Source organism: Salegentibacter sp. BLCTC, from assembly GCF_015143665.1.
GTDB lineage: Bacteria > Bacteroidota > Bacteroidia > Flavobacteriales > Flavobacteriaceae > Salegentibacter > Salegentibacter maritimus.
Genome location: NZ_WYEW01000004.1, coordinates 282,990 through 299,897, shown reverse-complemented (window position 1 = coordinate 299,897; position 16,908 = coordinate 282,990). Strand labels below are relative to the sequence as shown.

The window sequence follows — 16,908 nt, the reverse complement described above, 5'->3', positions numbered from 1 at the left end:
GGCTGTGCCAAAAAAAATGCCTTAGAAAAATTCTAAGGCATTTTTTTAATTAAAAACTATAAGCTTTAATCCTATTTCGCAATATTAACCGCTCTGGTTTCCCTTATTACGGTTACTTTAACCTGCCCCGGATAAGTCATATCGGTTTGAATTTTTTGCGAAATTTCAAAAGATAGATTATTGGCTTTTTCGTCGCTTACTTTTTCGCTTTCTACAATTACACGAAGTTCACGACCTGCCTGAATAGCATAAGCTTTCTTAACACCTCCAAATCCAAAAGCTATCTCTTCCAAATCCTTTAAGCGTTGAATATAAGAATCAAGCACCTGTCTTCTGGCTCCCGGTCTTGCACCGCTAATTGCATCACAAACCTGAACAATAGGAGATAACAATGAGTTCATCTCTATCTCGTCGTGGTGCGCTCCAATAGCGTTACAAACCTCCGGTTTTTCTCCATGTTTCTCGGCCCATTGCATCCCTAAGATTGCGTGCGGCACCTCTGTTTCAGTTTCAGGCACTTTACCAATATCATGCAGTAACCCGGCACGTTTAGCAAGCTTAGGATTAATTCCAAGTTCTGAAGCCATTACACCACAAAGTTTTGCAACCTCACGAGAGTGTTGTAATAAATTTTGCCCGTAAGAAGAACGATATTTCATTCGGCCAACCAGTTTGATCAATTCGGGGTTTAATCCGTGAATTCCCAGGTCTATTACCGTTCGTTTGCCTATATCTATGATCTCTTCATCTATTTGTTTACGGGTCTTTTTAACCACTTCTTCAATTCTGGCCGGGTGAATTCTACCGTCGGTAACCAGCTTGTGTAAAGACAACCTGGCAACCTCTCTCCTTACCGAATCAAAGCAAGATAGAATAATAGCCTCTGGTGTATCATCTACAATAATCTCTACTCCGGTAGCGGCTTCTAAAGCCCTAATGTTTCTACCTTCCCTACCAATAATTCTACCTTTTACATCATCGCTTTCTAAATTGAAGACCGAAACACAATTCTCTATAGCTTCCTCGGTTCCAATTCGTTGAATAGTATTGATAATAATCTTTTTGGCCTCCTGTTGCGCCGTTAATTTTGCCTCTTCTACCGTGTCCTGAATAAGCGCCATAGCATCTGTACGGGCACTATCTTTTAAAGCTTCAGAAAGTTGCGCTTTGGCTTCTTCGGCCGAAAGACCAGAAATAACTTCCAATTGCTGGATTTGGCTGTTATGAAGTTTATCGATTTCCTGCTGTTTCTTCTCTACATATTCCAGCTTGTGATTGTAATCCTGTAGCTTATTCTCAAACTCTTTATTCAGTTTTTTGTTTTTGGAAAGTTCTCCGGAAACCTGAGATTCTTTATCCCTAATACGCTTTTCAGCATCATTCATCTTCTTGTCACGGCTCATGATTACTTTTTCATGTTCCGATTTTAACTCGATAAACTTTTCTTTAGCCTGAAGTATCTTATCTTTTTTGATACTTTCTCCTTCAGACTTCGCCTCTTTTAGAATGTTTGCTGCCGTCTTTTTGGCATTTTTAATGGTTTGCGAAGCTCTTTTCCGCTCTAACTGTTTGGCGATTGCAAAACCTATTGCTACACCAACTAATCCAATAACTATATTTAGTAATATTTCCATATTTAAGATTTAAGTAAAAAAAAAGCCTGTATTAGATAGGTTTTTGTATTAAACTCCTTAAAAACAAGTTTAGGGCTAACAAGCTGATCAAGAATCCGCTCATCCCGAAAAATCGGGAGCGGCGCGCTTTTACAACTTAGACTCACCCTTTTTAAAGAATCTCTGTTGAGTTTATCAAAATATCACTAATACAGGCAGTAACCTTTATTTATTTAAAGAACGTTTATTACACTAAATGCTTCTGTAACAAATCATTAAGTGATTTGAGTTTATCTTCTGCTTGAAGTGTTTCTTTAGATCTATCTATATCCTTTTGCTCGGTTTGGGCAGCAAATTGTAAAGCGCACATAGCCAATACATCTTGCTTATCCCTTACGGCATAACTTTGCTCAAACTGCTTAATCATAGCCTCAATTTTCTTAGCTGCTTTTCGCAAACCTTCTTCCTGTTCGGGATTAATAGTTAAAGGGTATACACGATCTGCAATAGAAAGTTTTATTTTTAATTTATCGGCCATATTTATTATTCAGATAATTGAACAATACATTGATCAATTTCTCTTATTAAGCTGTTTAATTTAAGCTTAGTTTCTGTTTTAAATTCGCTACTGCCAAGCATTGCATTGGCGGCTTTAAGGTTTTGAACTTCTAAATTAGAACCTTCTAATTTATGAGCCAATCTGTTGTTTTCTTCTTTTACAGAAGCCATTTCTGCCTCTAAAGCACCATGAACCTGCTTTAAATTTTCATACTTATGAAGCAGTTTACTGATCCTATTTTCAAGGCTATCAACGATTTCTGTCAATTCACTCATAAAAGCCAAATGTAATGCTTATCCCCACAAAGTTAACATTCGCACTTTAATATGCCAATAGTTTTTTCGTCTATTTTTAAAATTTGGCAGGACATATCCTAAGTTTCTAAGCACTAAGGATTTAATTTTCACTTAAAGTTTGATTAACTTTACCGGTTCATTTAGACCTCAAATAATAATTTTATATGAAAGTTGTTTTAAGCGTTTTTCTTTTTTGTTTTAGCGCAGTTTTACTTGCCCAGTCAAACGTACCAAAAGATTATTTTAAAAACCCTTTAGATGTCCCTCTGGTATTATCCGGGACTTTTGGAGAATTAAGATCTAATCATTTTCATAGTGGCCTGGATATTAAAACCCAACAGCGGCAGGGATTAAAAGTAGTAGCCTCAGCAAAAGGTTATGTAAGCCGAATTAATATTCAGCATTATGGCTACGGAAAAGCTCTTTATATACAGCACCCTAACGGCTATACCAGTGTTTATGCCCATTTAAAAGAGTTTTCTCCTGAAATTGAAGCATATGTAAAAAAGCGACAATACGCCAAAGAATCTTACGAAATAGAACTTTTTCCCGAAGCAGGTGAATTACCTGTAGCTGCTGATGAACTTATAGCTTACAGTGGTAATACAGGCGGTAGTGGCGGCCCACACCTCCATTTTGAAATTCGTGATGGTAACCAACGCCCTATGAACCCAAAACTCTTCGGAATATCTGTATCTGATGGCCGCGCCCCCATTATAGACGGTGTATACGCCTATCCTTTAGATGCCGATGCTCACATAAATAATTCTCGTGAAATGCAGAAAATAAACCTTACTCCTTTAAAAGACGGTAGCTATATCGCTTCTGAAATAGATGCCTGCGGAAATATAGGTTTTGGTGTTTCTACTGTAGATCAGCAAGATGGGGCACCTAACAGAAATGGAATCTATCAAATTGAAACTGAGTTAAATGGAGACCAAATACTCAACCTACCCTTTAACCGATTTTCCTTTTCGGAAACCCGTCATTTAAATCAACTTATTGATTACGGGCATTACAGTAAAACCAAAAAGCGCATACAAAAGCTTTTTGTTGAAGATAGCAATCCACTAAGCCTATATTCAAATGTGGTTAATAAAGGGGAGCTTCACATTCAGGATAGCTTAAATTACAATTACACAATTAAAGTGAGCGACTTCGCCGGAAATAAACGAATAATAAGAATTCCTATTCAGGGAGCACACGTAACTGACTTACCTCCTAAAGAAGAAGAAAAAACCGATTATTTTGCACAGGTAAATCAGCCGTTTTCCGCCGAAGCCAACGGAATGGACATTTACATTCCCAAAGGAAGCCTTTACACAGATACTTTCCTGGACATAGAATTTAAAGATGATAAAGTAAAAGTTCACAACGAGCACACCCCGCTTCACAAAAACATTAGCATAGGATTTGATGTGAGCAACTATTCAGCAGAAGAAAAAGAAAAACTATTTATTGCCAGGCTGGGTTATAGAGACCGTTTTAATTACTCTTCAACTTACAAGAAAGCAAATCGTTTCACCACCAGAACAAGAACCTTTGGGGAATATACGCTAGCTTCAGATGTTACCCCTCCAAAAATATGGCCCAAAAATTTTAATGACGGCCAATGGATCTCGAACAACAGTACTTTACAAGTTGGAATAAGTGATGATTTATCGGGAATAAAAAGTTATCGCGCTACAGTTAATGGTAAATTTATATTGATGGAATATGAATATAAAAATAATACATTAACTCATGACTTTAGTGATGATGTAGTGACTGAAACAGAAAATCAGTTAAAAATTATTGTCACTGATAATGTTGGAAATAGCAACACCTATGAAGCCACGTTTTTTAGAAAGAATTCTTAACCGGGATAAATAGATTTTTAATGAAAGAAAAGGCTATCTGAAATATCAAATTTTCGTCAAGCTGAACTTGTTTCAACTTCTAGCATGAACACTTGAAACAGCTTAGATCCTGAAATAAATTCAGGATGACGCGTTAAAGATATTTCAGATAGCCTCTATTTTAAGCCTTTCAAAATTGATGTTTTAAAAGGTTGAAGCACCTACCTAAGCTCTTCTCCACTTAGCGGTTTCTTCAAAAACATGTTCCAAAATCTTTTTATCCTCTGCTGTAAAATCCAGGTTTCGGCGCCTCATCACAATTTCTACAACCTCAAAAGCTTTTTGTGTTTTATAAGTAGTAAATCCAGCACTACCTCCCCAACTAAAACTAGGTATAAAATTCCTTGGAAACCCAGAACCAAAAATATTGGCACTTACACCAACCACGGTTCCGGTATTAAACATGGTGTTTATACCACACTTACTATGATCTCCCATTAATAATCCGCAAAACTGTAAACCAGTTTTAGCAAAACCTTCTGTTTCGTAGTTCCAGGTTCGCACTTCGGCATAATTATTCTTTAAGTTAGAGGTATTGGTATCGGCGCCAAGATTGCACCATTCACCTAAAACTGAATTCCCCAAATAGCCATCGTGGCTTTTATTAGAGTTTGCAAAAAACACAACATTGTTCATCTCACCTCCACCCCTACAACCGGGGCCTAAAGTAGTAGGGCCATATATTTTAGCCCCCATTTTCACCAGGGCTTCTTCGCAAACTGCCAACGCTCCTTTAATTAGGCTACCTTCAAGCACTTTTGCATTTTTACCAATATAAATAGGCCCTGATGATGCATTTAGGGAACAATTTTCCACTTCTGCACCTTCTTCCAGAAAAATACGTTCCGGGTTTTTCACAAAATTAGAGTCTGGAATAGGTTTTGAACTCCTGCCCTGTGTTACAAACTCGAAGTCCGCTTCTATGGCCGCTCCATTTTTTAAAAAGATATCCCATTTATTGTCTATTTGAATTACAGCTCCTGCCAATTCCAGTGCCTCATAAGCATCTAAATCAACCTCCTGGTCTTCGTAAGCATGAAAAGCAACAATATCTTCCTTATAAAAAATAGCCTGATTGGGCTTCAGGGTTTTTACCTGCTCTAAAAATTCGGGATTAGGCAAAAACGAAGCATTAATCATTACATTTTCCTGCAACTCTACCATAGGCCACTTTTCGGCTAAGTAATCTTCGGTAATTGTAGAAGTGGTAGTTTTTAAAAGTAACTCCCATTTTTCTCTAATGGTAAGAATCCCCACCCTAATATCGGCAACTGGCCGTGTAAAGGTAAAAGGGAGTAATCGGTTCCTGGCAGAACCGTCAAATAATATATAATTCATCCGCACAAATTTTAGAACTCAAAGTTACAAGTAAAATTAAAACTGAAAAGTTTCGCTTTTTAAAATGTTCCTAAATTTGTAAATACGGCTGGTTAAAAAGTTTTAAGCAAAAAAAAGTCGCCTTAAAAAGACGACTTTTAGTATTATATATAACAAAAACTTATTTCTTAAATTTCTTGTATTTGTTTTTAAACTTATCGATACGTCCGGCGCTATCTACCAATTTGGTTTGCCCGGTGTAATATGGATGAGAAGTTCTTGAGATCTCCAACTTAATAAGTGGATATTCTGTACCGTCTACTTCAATAGTTTCTTTAGTGTTTGCGGTAGATTTAGTAATGAATACATCTTCGTTAGACATATCTTTAAATGCTACTAATCTATAATTTTCCGGATGGATTCCCTGCTTCATCGCTTTAGTTCTTTTAATTTTTCGAAGTGCAAATTTAAGGATTTCAATTATAAAAACAAGTATTAGACAAAATTATTTTTAATTCCTATGCAATGTAACGTTTTATTATATTTGCTTACTAACCGGTTGTAACTAAACAATCTTAAAATTATGGAAAATTCTAACGCAAATTCTAAAAGTATAATTCTTAATTATGGTCTTTTACTTGGTATCTTATCTATAGTTCTTGGTGTTATAATGTATGTTACCAACGCCTACTTAAATCCTAGTTGGATTTTTGGTACAATTGGTTTTATACTTATAGTTGCAGCTATCGTTTTAGGAATAAAAGCTTACAAGGCTCAAAACAACAATTATTTATCTTTAAAAGAGGCTTTTAAATTAGGCCTGGGCATTGCACTAATTGGTGCTTTAGTAAGCGTGGTTTGGCAATTAATATTAATGAATATCCTTGAACCAGATTACATGAGTCAAATGGCAGAGGTACAACGAACTCAAATGACAGAAAATTTTCCTAATATGAGCGAATCCCAAATTAACGACGCTATGGAGATGAATGCCAAATTTTCTTCTCCCTGGATTATTGCCGCATTTGCAATTATTGGCAACTTGTTTTTTGGTTTTATTATTGCTCTTATAGCCGGTTTAATTATGAAAAATAAGAATCCACAAGACGTATAGATACATGCAAATTTCCGTCGTTATTCCTCTTTTAAACGAAGAACAATCTTTAACTGAATTATACAATTGGATCGCAAAAGTAATGCGATCCAATTCCTTTTCACACGAGATTATTTTTATTGACGATGGGAGTACCGATGGCTCCTGGAATACCATTGAGGCCCTTGCAGAAAATGATAATGCAGTTAAAGGCATAAAATTTAACCGAAACTACGGGAAATCGCAGGCCTTACACGCAGGTTTTCTAAGGGCACAAGGCGATGTAGTGATTACCATGGATGCCGATTTGCAGGACAACCCTGAGGAAATCCCTGAACTTTACCAACTTATTAAAGAGCAAGGCTACGACCTTGTTTCGGGCTGGAAAAAGAAACGCTACGATTCGGTAATCTCAAAAAATATTCCTTCAAAAATTTTTAATGCCGCCGCCAGAAAAACTTCGGGAGTAAAACTGCATGATTTTAATTGCGGACTTAAAGCTTACCGAAAAGAAGTAATCAAAAACATTGATGTTTACGGTGAAATGCATCGCTATATCCCGGTTTTAGCAAAAAATGCAGGCTATTCAAAAATCACCGAGAAAGAAGTACAGCACCAGGCCCGAAAATTTGGTAAAACAAAATTTGGCGCAGAACGTTTTATTAACGGCTTCCTAGACCTCATTAGCATTTGGTTTCTTTCTAAATTTGGTAGAAGGCCTATGCACCTATTTGGTGCTTTAGGGGTACTTATGTTTATATTTGGCTTTTTCTCTGCCGGATGGATTGGTATATCTAAACTCTACAAACTATACCATGGGCTTCCCAATGTTTTAGTTACCTCTAATCCCTGGTTTTATATAGCCCTGGCAGTAATGATAATTGGTTCTCAGCTCTTTCTTGCCGGTTTCCTTGGCGAACTCATTTTACGCTCCAAACGAGAGAAAGAACGCTATTTAATCAATAAAACCACCTCTAATTTATAATGCCATTAAGGCATTAATCCTTATTTTTGTTCTCCTAAACAGATAATTATGGCTCAAAATAAACCAGAAATCCTGGCTAAGGCTCAAGCCTGGCTTACCGATATATTTGATGAAGATACCCAAAAAGAGATCAAAAATCTTATAGATAACAACCCCACCGAACTAGAGGATTCTTTTTATAAAAATGCCGCTTTTGGTACAGGAGGTATGCGCGGAATTATGGGCGTAGGCACTAACAGAATCAATAAATATACCCTCGGAAAAAACACCCAGGGACTCTCAAATTTATTAAAAACTGAGTTTCCCGGAGAAAAATTAAAAGTAGTTATTGCCTACGATTGCAGGAACAACTCAAAAGAGTTGGCACAGATGGTGGCTGAAGTATTTTCGGCAAATGAGATTGAAGTTTATCTGTTTTCAGAATTAAGGCCAACCCCCGAGCTTTCTTTTGCTGTTAAGTATCTAGATTGTCACGCAGGGATCGTATTAACCGCCAGCCATAACCCGCCTGAATATAACGGCTATAAAGTGTATTGGCAGGATGGTGGCCAATTGGTACCTCCCCAAGATGCAAAACTTATAGATGTAATTAATAAGTTAGACTACAACCAGGTTAATTTTGAAGCCAAACCAGACTTTATAAATAAAATTGATAGCGATGTAGATAAGGCATTCCAGCAAGCTTCGGTACAAAATGGCAGTTTCGACACCACACCTGCGGCAAAAGACGACCTAAAAATAGTTTTTACCTCTCTACACGGAACGGCTTGCAAAACCAATCCGCAAATTTTAGAAAAGGCAGGTTATAAAAATGTTTTCCTGGTGGAAGACCAAAAAGAACCTAACGGCAATTTCCCTACGGTAAAATCGCCAAACCCTGAAGAACCGGAAGCCTTGCAAATGGCATTAGAACTGGCTGAAGAAAAAAATGCCGACATTGTAATTGGTACAGATCCCGATGGAGATCGCCTGGGTGTGGCTGTACGTGATTTAAATGGAAAAATGATTCTCCTTAACGGAAACCAAACCATGCTAATGATGACCTGGTTTTTACTAGAGAAGCATAAAGAACAAAACAAGCTTTCTGAAAATTCTTTTGTAGCCTCCACTATTGTTTCTACTCCTATGCTTAAAAATATTGTGGAAGCCTATGGCGCACAATATCACGAAGTTTTAACCGGGTTTAAATGGATTGCTAAATTGATAAAAGATAATCCTGAACTTGATTTTGTGGGTGGTGGTGAAGAAAGTTTTGGATTTATGGTAGGCGATTTTGTACGCGATAAAGATGCGGCAACTGCTACCCTACTTGCCTGCGAAATTGCGGCACAAATGAAAGCAAAAGGAACTTCTTTTTACCAACAATTATTGCAACTTTATACAGAGTATGGCCTTTACCGCGAAGAACTTACTTCCTTGGTAAAAAAGGGTATTAAAGGCGAGGCCGAAATAAAACAAATGCTCATAGATTTAAGGGAAAAGCCCTGGAAAGAAATAGACGGGGAAAAAGTAGTACTTATTGAAGATTACCACACTTCTATTGCAACAAACTTTCAGGAACGTGGAGAGCAAGAATTAACTATCCCAAAATCTAATGTGCTTATCTACTATACCGAAAATGGCACAAAGATCGCTGCCAGGCCTAGTGGTACAGAGCCAAAAATCAAATTTTATTTCAGCGTGAATTCGCAACTGGATAAAATTGAAGATTTTGAAACGGAAAATGCAAAACTTGCCGATAAGATTCAGCGAATTAAAAACGAATTACAACTGGGCTAGTTGCTCGTATCTATGACGTATTTAAGAAAGATCCTCAGGTTTGCAAAACCCTATAAAAGTTTTGCAATACTCAATATTATTAGTAATATTTTTTATGCGCTATTTAGCACCCTGGCGTTTATCTCTTTTATTCCAATGCTTAGGGTTTTGTTTGGCCAGGAGAAGCCCGTATACGTAAAACCGGTATGGGACCGAAATTTTGGTAGCTTAAAAGATTTTGCCAACGAGTACTCCAACTATTTCCTAAATCAACAGGTTGAGGAATATGGGCAACTTGCAGCACTTGTAAGTATTTGTATCACCGTAATCGTACTATTTTTTCTTAAAAATTTATTCAATTATTTAGCCTTATATTTTATTGCCAGCCTTAGAAACGGAATGCTTAAAGACATAAGAAACCGCATCTACGATAAAATTGTAGAATTACCAGTTTCATACTTTTCTGAAAAACGCAAAGGAGATTTTATTTCCAGGATTACCAGTGATGTTCAGGAAATTCAAACGTCATTTTTAAGTATGTTAGAGCTTTTTGTAAAAGAACCGCTTACACTTATCTTCACGTTAGTGGCAATGATTGCATTAAGTCCTAAACTCACGCTTTTTGTGCTGGTATTTCTACCAATCTCCGGGCTACTAATTTCTTCTATTGGAAAAAAATTAAAATCGAAATCTACCCAGGCGCAGCAGGAAAATGCAAATTTTCTCACCATAGTTGAAGAATCACTTTCAAGCTTAAAGATTATTAAAGGCTTTAATGCTGAAAATAAATTTAAGGAAAAGTTCTATAGCAGTACAGGTCGTTTAAATCGAATCTTAAATACACTTTTACATAGGCAAAACCTGGCTTCTCCAATGAGTGAGTTTTTGGGAGTGGTAGTTATCACTATCGTTCTTTGGTTTGGAGGACGAATGGTTTTATTTGACAACACATTAGAGCCTGAAACTTTTATTGGTTTTCTTGTCTTAACCTATAATATTTTAACCCCGGCAAAAGCGATCTCTAAAGCAACCTACTCTATCCAAAAAGGAAATGCCAGTGCAGAACGAATCCTGGAAATTTTAGAGACAGAATCAACGATACAAGACGATAAAAATGCCGTAAAAAAAGAAAGCTTTGATAATACTATTAAAGTAGAAAACATCAACTTTAGGTATGAGAAAGAGAATGTATTAAAGAATTTCTCTATGCAGGTTGAAAAAGGGCAAATGGTGGCGCTTGTTGGCCAGTCTGGGAGCGGAAAATCTACCATTGCCAACCTAATAACACGATTTTACGATGTTAATGAAGGCGAAATAAAGCTGGATGGGCATAATATAAAAAGAATCACTAAAAAATCACTCAGAGATTTAATGGGATTGGTTACCCAGGATTCTATTCTATTTAATGATACGGTAAAAAACAACATTTCCCTGGGGAAAGACCACGCTACCGAAGATGAAATTATTGAGGCTTTAAAAATAGCCAATGCCTGGGAGTTTGTAAAAGAGCTGCCTGAAGGATTAAACACAAATATTGGTGACAGCGGCAATAAACTAAGTGGCGGTCAAAAACAACGACTCTCCATTGCCCGTGCCGTACTTAAAAACCCGCCAATCATGATCCTGGACGAAGCCACTTCTGCCCTTGATACCCAAAGTGAAAAACTTGTACAAAAAGCCCTGGAGAATATGATGAAAAACAGAACATCTATCGTTATTGCCCATAGGCTTTCCACCATTCAAAACGCCGATAAAATTATAGTGCTACATCGTGGAGAAATTGTAGAACAGGGAAAGCATCTCGAATTACTAGCCCAAAAAGGCACGTATCAAAAATTAGTGGAGATGCAATCTTTCGAGTAAGCTACCTCTGAACAAACCCACGAGGCATTCGTTGAAAACAAATTTTTAATTTCAAGGCAAGCCTCGAGGTAGTACACCTTTGGCGGTGCCAATAAATGAATTCAAAAATCAAACTCTGAAAATATTTAAATTTCCGGTATCGCTCAATTAAGCGATGAATAGCAGGATTAATGAAAGAATTGTTGTTTGGGCATAAAAAAAGGATAGAGCAAACTCTATCCTTTTTTAAATTATTCTCATTTTGGGGCTAATAAGAATACTTGATTTAAATCAATCTTGTTTGGGGCAAAAAATTCAAATCTTATTTATAAGGTAAATATAGGTTAGAAAAATTTATTCACCAAACAAAAAATGCATTTTATCTTATTTTTACGCATTTAGTCGGAAAATCACTAGAATGTATTGAAAAGAATTTCGGGCTAAATTCTTTTAGAGACCGACTTTAAGAAGAATAAAGTTTTAACTACCTTTGATTCCCGTTATACGAGGTTCACCAATTTTATTAAGACTAGCGTCCCTTTGAAAACGTCCGAAAATCTACTTATTAAACGTTTACAGGATAAAGAAACTTCAGCCGAAGCTTTTAAAGAACTGATTTCTTTATACAAAGAGCGTTTATACTGGCATATAAGAAACATGGTTAAGGACCATGAGGATACCCATGATGTTCTTCAAAATACCTTTATTAAGGTTTTTAAAAATATTCAAAACTTTAAAGGAGAAAGCAAATTGTTTTCCTGGATGTACAGGATAGCAACTAACGAGGCCATTAGCTTTTTAAACAAAAAAGCTAAGCAGCATCAAATTTCTTCAGAAGAATTACAGCAACAACTTATTGCCAATTTAGAAAGTGACGTGTATTTTGAAGGTGATCAAATTCAGCTTAAATTACAAAAAGCAATTGCCAGTCTTCCCACGAAACAACAACAAGTATTTAATATGAAATATTTTCAGGAACTAAAGTATAGAGAAATGTCTGAAATTCTTGAAACTAGTGAAGGTGCTTTAAAAGCTTCCTATCATCATGCTGCAAAAAAAATTGAAGAATACTTAAAAACAAATTAAACCTTTTGCCGTTTTTATAGTCAAATACTCAAATGAAGAAAGATAAAATATCATATTATTCCAATTCAGGTTTTAAAGCTCCACAAAAATATTTTGAGGGCCTGGAAAATGAATTGCTGAATAAAATACATTTTAACGAAGGCTTACGCGATATAAAACATGCGGGGTTTACCGTACCTAAAGGATATTTTGATGAAATGGAAGATGAGCTGCTAAAGAAAGCAACTCCAAACAAACCTAAAGTACGTAGTTTAATTACAAAAGAGGCCTTTTTATATGCAGCGAGTATAGCAGCAATAATCATTGCTTTTGCCAGTACTTTTTATATAAACCCTGAAAATCAAACCAGTTGGGAAAATGTAGAACTTTCTGTTATGGAAAGCTATATAGATAACAACAATATAGAATTCTCTACCGGTGAAATTTCAAACTATATTTTTCAACAGGGCTATATAATAGATGACACCGATTTAAATAAAGTAGACTCTGAGGCGATGATAAATTATCTTGATGAAAGTTTAGAAGAACCCCTTTATATATTAGATGAAGATTAATATGAAAACCCTACTTATAATATTATTGATGTTTTCTGGATTATGGCAAATGCAATCACAGGACAAACATGATGGACATCGTGAGAAAATCAAAGAGCTAAAAACAGCATTTTTCACACAGGAATTAAACCTCGATAAAAATAAGGCACAAAAGTTTTGGCCAATTTATAATGAATACGAATCTAAATTACATCAACTAAGAAAACGGGAACATAGAGATCTTCCCAACCTTGAATGTATTACCGAAGATGATGCTGAAAATATGCTGGAAGAATATGTAGCGATAGAAAAGCAGGATTATGTACTTAAAGAAAAGCTTTTTAAAGATTTAAGAGAAATAATGTCTGCCCAGGAAATTATTAACCTTCATAAACTGGAAGATGAATTCCATAAAAAGTTAATTAAAGAATACCGCGCCCGTAAAGAGCGCGAAAATAAGCAACAAGAATAGATAAAAGTTAGTTTTTTGGTTAGTTAGTAGTTAGAATCCCGGTTGGTTTAAGTCTTCCGGGATTCTTTTTTACCTAAATATAAGTTTTGCAATTCGGCCTTTTCCGGCGGCATAAGCAATAGAATCGTTCTTAAACCTCAAAGTGTAAAAACCTTCACTAGATAGTTCCTCCCAGGTCTCGCCCGAATCTCTAGAAATAGAAATACCGCTAAATCCGGTAGCAATTATCTTTTCTCCCCCACTATTTGGCACAAAACGAACGCTACTTTTATAGCCAGGCTTCTGCCCTTCTGCAACCAGTTTCCAGGTTCTCCCAGCATCTTTTGTTATGGCTTTATTTCCATTATTACCCTCGGGATTGGTATAATCTCCTCCCATAATAACCCCAAAATTCTCATCATGAAAATCTATCGTATAGCCACCGGTAGTTGCTTTTCCGTCAACCAATGGAGTGTTAAAAATTTCCCAGGTCTCGCCCTTATCGGCTGAAAAATATACTCTCGACGTCTTTCCGCCAGATAAAATCCAGGTTTTATCACCCTTAATAGCAATGTTAGAATTACTTGCGGCAAAAGCCGCTTCGCCTTCAACAACTTCCGGTAACAGGTCACAATTTACTTTTTGCCAGGTTTTTCCTCCGTCACGTGTTATTATTATAGAAATACAATTATCTGTTGGATCGCCCATCGCAATTCCTTCCCTATCATTCCAAAAGGCCATAGCATTATAAAAGGCCTTTTCGTTATCTTCTTTATATACCAATTCCATAGCTCCCGAATCTCCTGTTTTATAAAGCAAAGCAGGACTACCTACACTTAACATAAAAAAATCGGTATTTGTGGCAGCAACTGCTCTATATTCCGGAACCAGGCTGTCCAAGGTTTGTGTATTGGTTCGCCAGGTTTTATTATCAAAATTATACATTCCAAAACTGCCCCTATTGGCTGCAAAAGCTAAATTATTACCAATTATTTCTATAGCTCTAATACTTAAGGAGTCATCTTCAAGAATAGGCTCTATCTTTACTGAAGAATAATTTATTTGAGAACTTTTCTCTGGTTGTTTTTCGGTTTTATCCTGGTTTTTACAGCTACTAAATATGGCAAGCAGGCAAAAAACTATAAGTCGTTTCATAAAAGTATTTTTTATAGGCACCGCCAAAGGACATAATACCCCGAGGTAATTTACTATTTTGTAATCAAAGATAATTTTTTCTAACGCAATTAGCCCAATTCTAATTCAGGTAAAAAATGCAGATTGTATTGGGAAAAATCTTGATGATTTTATATATCAATTATCGGGAAATTACGCCTCCAATAGTTATAAAAATCTGAAATAAAGTAGATTTTGAGCTTTGGTTCTAAGCCTCTATACATTAAATCTCGATTATCGAGTAAAAAACATACCTTTGCAAACTCAAAATTTAATTATGCGGTTACACAGGAATTTGGTTTTTGCGACCATGGATGCCTTAAATGAAATTTTTAATAATGGTAAATATGCCGATAAGGTTATTGAGCAAACCTTAAAACGAGATAAACGCTGGGGTTCCAGGGATCGTAGTTTTATAGCTGAAACCGTTTATGACATTGTTCGCTGGAAAAGACTTTACGCTAAAATTGCTGAAGTTAAAGAACCTTTTGACCGGGAAAACCTATTTCGTCTCTTTACCGTTTGGGCCACTTTACGTGGTATTGCTTTACCAGACTGGCCACAATTTGAGGCTACGCCTACCCGAAGAATTAAAGGTAAATTTGATAGCCTAAGTAAAATTAGAAAATACCGCGAATCTATACCCGACTGGATGGACGAACTTGGGGTAAAAGAACTGGGAGAAAAGCTTTGGGAAAAAGAAATAGCTGCCCTTAACCTACAGGCACCAGTTATTCTTAGGGCCAACACCCTTAAAATCACCAAAGATAAATTACGCAGTGTTCTTAAGGATGAAGAAATTATTTCTGAGTCTCTAAAAGGTTACAAAAACGCTTTAAAATTGGAAGAACGTGGTAATGTTTTTAGAACCCAGGCTTTTAAAAGCGGCTTTTTTGAAGTTCAGGATGCTTCTTCCCAATTAGTAGCCGAATTTCTTGAAGTAGAACCCGGAATGCGGGTGGTAGACACCTGTGCCGGTGCCGGTGGAAAAACGCTTCACTTAGCAGCTTTAATGGAAAACAAAGGCCAGATTATCGCGACCGATATCTATGCCAATAAACTCAAAGAACTTAAACGCCGTGCTAAACGTGCCGGAGCCCATAATATAGATACACGAAGCATTGACAGCACTAAAGTGATTAAAAAACTTTATGGAACCGCAAATCGTGTATTAATAGATTCCCCCTGCAGCGGACTTGGTGTTTTAAGCAGAAATCCGGATGCAAAATGGAAATTACAACCCGAGTTTATAGACAAGCTTATAAAAACCCAGGCCGAGATAATTGAAACCTATTCTCGTATTGTAAAACCGGGAGGAAAAATGGTGTACGCAACCTGTTCTGTTTTGCCTTCAGAAAATGAAAAACAAGTAGAAAACTTCCTTACAAACACCGAAGAAGGTAAAAAATTCAAAATGCTTAAAGAGCAAAAAATACTTTCTTCAGAAACCGGTTTTGATGGTTTCTACATGGCCCTTTTAGAGAAAAAAGCTTAAGGGTTTTTACCCGAAATCTTTAACTGAATCAATTTCAGGAAAAATCCAGGTATTTTCCCTGAAATTGATTTCCGATGAAAAAATATTACGCATTTCTTCTTACTATCCTGGTTTATTCCTGTGCCGAAGATGATACTTCTATTGAAATTCCGCCGGAAGATAATTTTTCAACTGAAATTTTCTTTTCAGAATATATAGAAGGTAGCTCCTTTAATAAAGCACTGGAGATTGTAAACCTTACAGGCAAAACAATTAACCTGGAAACTTTAGCCTATTCAATAAAAAAACAATCTAATGGCGATGGGGATTGGATGGGCGAAGTTATGCTTAAGGGTAACATAGCGCATAACGAAACTTTTGTGATAAGTAACGAGGCTGCAGATATTCCTGAAATTACCAACAAAGCCAATCAATTAAAAACCGGGGCTCCTTTAGATTTTAATGGAAACGACCCCGTAGGGCTTTTTAAAAATGGCCAATTAATAGATATTATTGGAATTCCTAATACTTCCGAAGAATTTGCCAAAGACCAAACATTAAGAAGAAAACAAGCTATCAATGAAGCATCTACCGAATTTCGTATAGAGGATTGGGAAGTTCATGAAATGAATAATATAGAGGGGCTGGGAGATTATTAAAATTTCACCTTTTAATTCACCAAAACTAACTTTATCATTTGGAGAAATGACTTTTTTAAAGCCTAAAAATGACTTCTGAATACCGATTTGGCTACGATCTTTTCGACCATAATCAATTAAGAAATCAGCTATATGAATTGCTGCAAAAAAACTCCATTTATTTCTATGCCA

Annotated in this window: 16 protein-coding genes and 1 other RNA gene; 10 read left to right on the top strand and 7 right to left on the bottom strand. The window is 36.3% G+C overall.

Annotation, left to right across the window (positions count from 1 at the left end; translation table 11 throughout):
* Positions 1-71 precede the first annotated feature (71 nt).
* The 4 genes from rny to GUB10_RS07535 form a co-directional block, all read right to left on the bottom strand.
* Positions 72-1,634 (bottom strand): ribonuclease Y, encoded by a 1,563-nt coding sequence (rny, locus tag GUB10_RS07550; RefSeq protein ID WP_193710828.1) that lies wholly within the window; start codon positions 1,632-1,634, stop codon positions 72-74.
* A 50-nt stretch (positions 1,635-1,684) separates the two neighbouring features.
* Positions 1,685-1,805: non-coding RNA, 6S RNA (gene ssrS, locus GUB10_RS07545), on the bottom strand.
* Positions 1,806-1,860: 55 nt separating this feature from the next.
* Positions 1,861-2,151 (bottom strand): cell division protein ZapA, encoded by a 291-nt coding sequence (locus GUB10_RS07540; protein ID WP_193710827.1) that lies wholly within the window; start codon positions 2,149-2,151, stop codon positions 1,861-1,863.
* Positions 2,152-2,156: 5 nt separating this feature from the next.
* Positions 2,157-2,447 carry a DUF4164 family protein gene (locus GUB10_RS07535; protein WP_193710826.1) on the bottom strand — a complete coding sequence of 97 codons (291 nt, stop codon included), beginning with the start codon at positions 2,445-2,447 and terminating at the stop codon, positions 2,157-2,159.
* Between the two features lie 185 nt (positions 2,448-2,632).
* Between GUB10_RS07535 and GUB10_RS07530 the strand changes: the two genes are divergently transcribed.
* Complete coding sequence (locus GUB10_RS07530) at positions 2,633-4,327, top strand: M23 family metallopeptidase (protein ID WP_193710825.1); 1,695 nt, start codon at positions 2,633-2,635, stop codon at positions 4,325-4,327.
* A 204-nt stretch (positions 4,328-4,531) separates the two neighbouring features.
* Here the strand turns inward: GUB10_RS07530 and GUB10_RS07525 are convergent, their stop codons facing one another.
* Positions 4,532-5,704: a GlmU family protein gene (locus GUB10_RS07525; RefSeq protein ID WP_193710824.1), complete on the bottom strand. Its 1,173-nt coding sequence runs from the start codon at positions 5,702-5,704 to the stop codon at positions 4,532-4,534.
* Positions 5,705-5,864: 160 nt separating this feature from the next.
* Positions 5,865-6,116 (bottom strand): type B 50S ribosomal protein L31, encoded by a 252-nt coding sequence (locus GUB10_RS07520; protein ID WP_079722006.1) that lies wholly within the window; start codon positions 6,114-6,116, stop codon positions 5,865-5,867.
* A gap of 150 nt (positions 6,117-6,266) precedes the next feature.
* On the opposite strand from GUB10_RS07520, the gene GUB10_RS07515 reads away from it, so the two are divergent.
* The 7 genes from GUB10_RS07515 to GUB10_RS07485 all read left to right on the top strand — a co-directional run bounded on the left by GUB10_RS07515 (position 6,267) and on the right by GUB10_RS07485 (position 13,452).
* Complete coding sequence (locus GUB10_RS07515) at positions 6,267-6,797, top strand: DUF4199 domain-containing protein (RefSeq protein ID WP_193710823.1); 531 nt, start codon at positions 6,267-6,269, stop codon at positions 6,795-6,797.
* A gap of 4 nt (positions 6,798-6,801) precedes the next feature.
* Entirely contained in the window at positions 6,802-7,761 is a 960-nt protein-coding gene (locus tag GUB10_RS07510) for a glycosyltransferase family 2 protein (protein ID WP_193710822.1), read from the top strand.
* A gap of 48 nt (positions 7,762-7,809) precedes the next feature.
* Positions 7,810-9,540, top strand: coding sequence for a phospho-sugar mutase (locus tag GUB10_RS07505; protein ID WP_193710821.1), 1,731 nt, complete (start codon positions 7,810-7,812; stop codon positions 9,538-9,540).
* A gap of 12 nt (positions 9,541-9,552) precedes the next feature.
* A complete protein-coding gene (locus tag GUB10_RS07500; RefSeq protein WP_193710820.1) occupies positions 9,553-11,382 on the top strand; it encodes an ABC transporter ATP-binding protein in 1,830 nt (609 codons plus the stop codon).
* 519 nt (positions 11,383-11,901) lie between these two features.
* Entirely contained in the window at positions 11,902-12,447 is a 546-nt protein-coding gene (locus GUB10_RS07495; RefSeq protein ID WP_193710819.1) for an RNA polymerase sigma factor, read from the top strand.
* A gap of 32 nt (positions 12,448-12,479) precedes the next feature.
* Positions 12,480-13,001 carry a hypothetical protein gene (locus tag GUB10_RS07490; RefSeq protein ID WP_193710818.1) on the top strand — a complete coding sequence of 174 codons (522 nt, stop codon included), beginning with the start codon at positions 12,480-12,482 and terminating at the stop codon, positions 12,999-13,001.
* Between the two features lies 1 nt (position 13,002).
* A complete protein-coding gene (locus GUB10_RS07485; protein WP_193710817.1) occupies positions 13,003-13,452 on the top strand; it encodes a hypothetical protein in 450 nt (149 codons plus the stop codon).
* A gap of 69 nt (positions 13,453-13,521) precedes the next feature.
* On the opposite strand, the gene GUB10_RS07480 is transcribed toward GUB10_RS07485, so the two are convergent.
* Positions 13,522-14,586, bottom strand: a complete 1,065-nt coding sequence (locus GUB10_RS07480; RefSeq protein WP_193710816.1) for an oxidoreductase — start codon at positions 14,584-14,586, stop codon at positions 13,522-13,524.
* Between the two features lie 295 nt (positions 14,587-14,881).
* Here GUB10_RS07480 and GUB10_RS07475 point away from each other — a divergent pair, with 295 nt between their 5' ends.
* Positions 14,882-16,099: an RsmB/NOP family class I SAM-dependent RNA methyltransferase gene (locus tag GUB10_RS07475; protein ID WP_193710815.1), complete on the top strand. Its 1,218-nt coding sequence runs from the start codon at positions 14,882-14,884 to the stop codon at positions 16,097-16,099.
* 74 nt (positions 16,100-16,173) lie between these two features.
* Entirely contained in the window at positions 16,174-16,737 is a 564-nt protein-coding gene (locus tag GUB10_RS07470) for a lamin tail domain-containing protein (RefSeq protein WP_193710814.1), read from the top strand.
* The last annotated feature ends 171 nt before the right edge of the window (positions 16,738-16,908 follow it).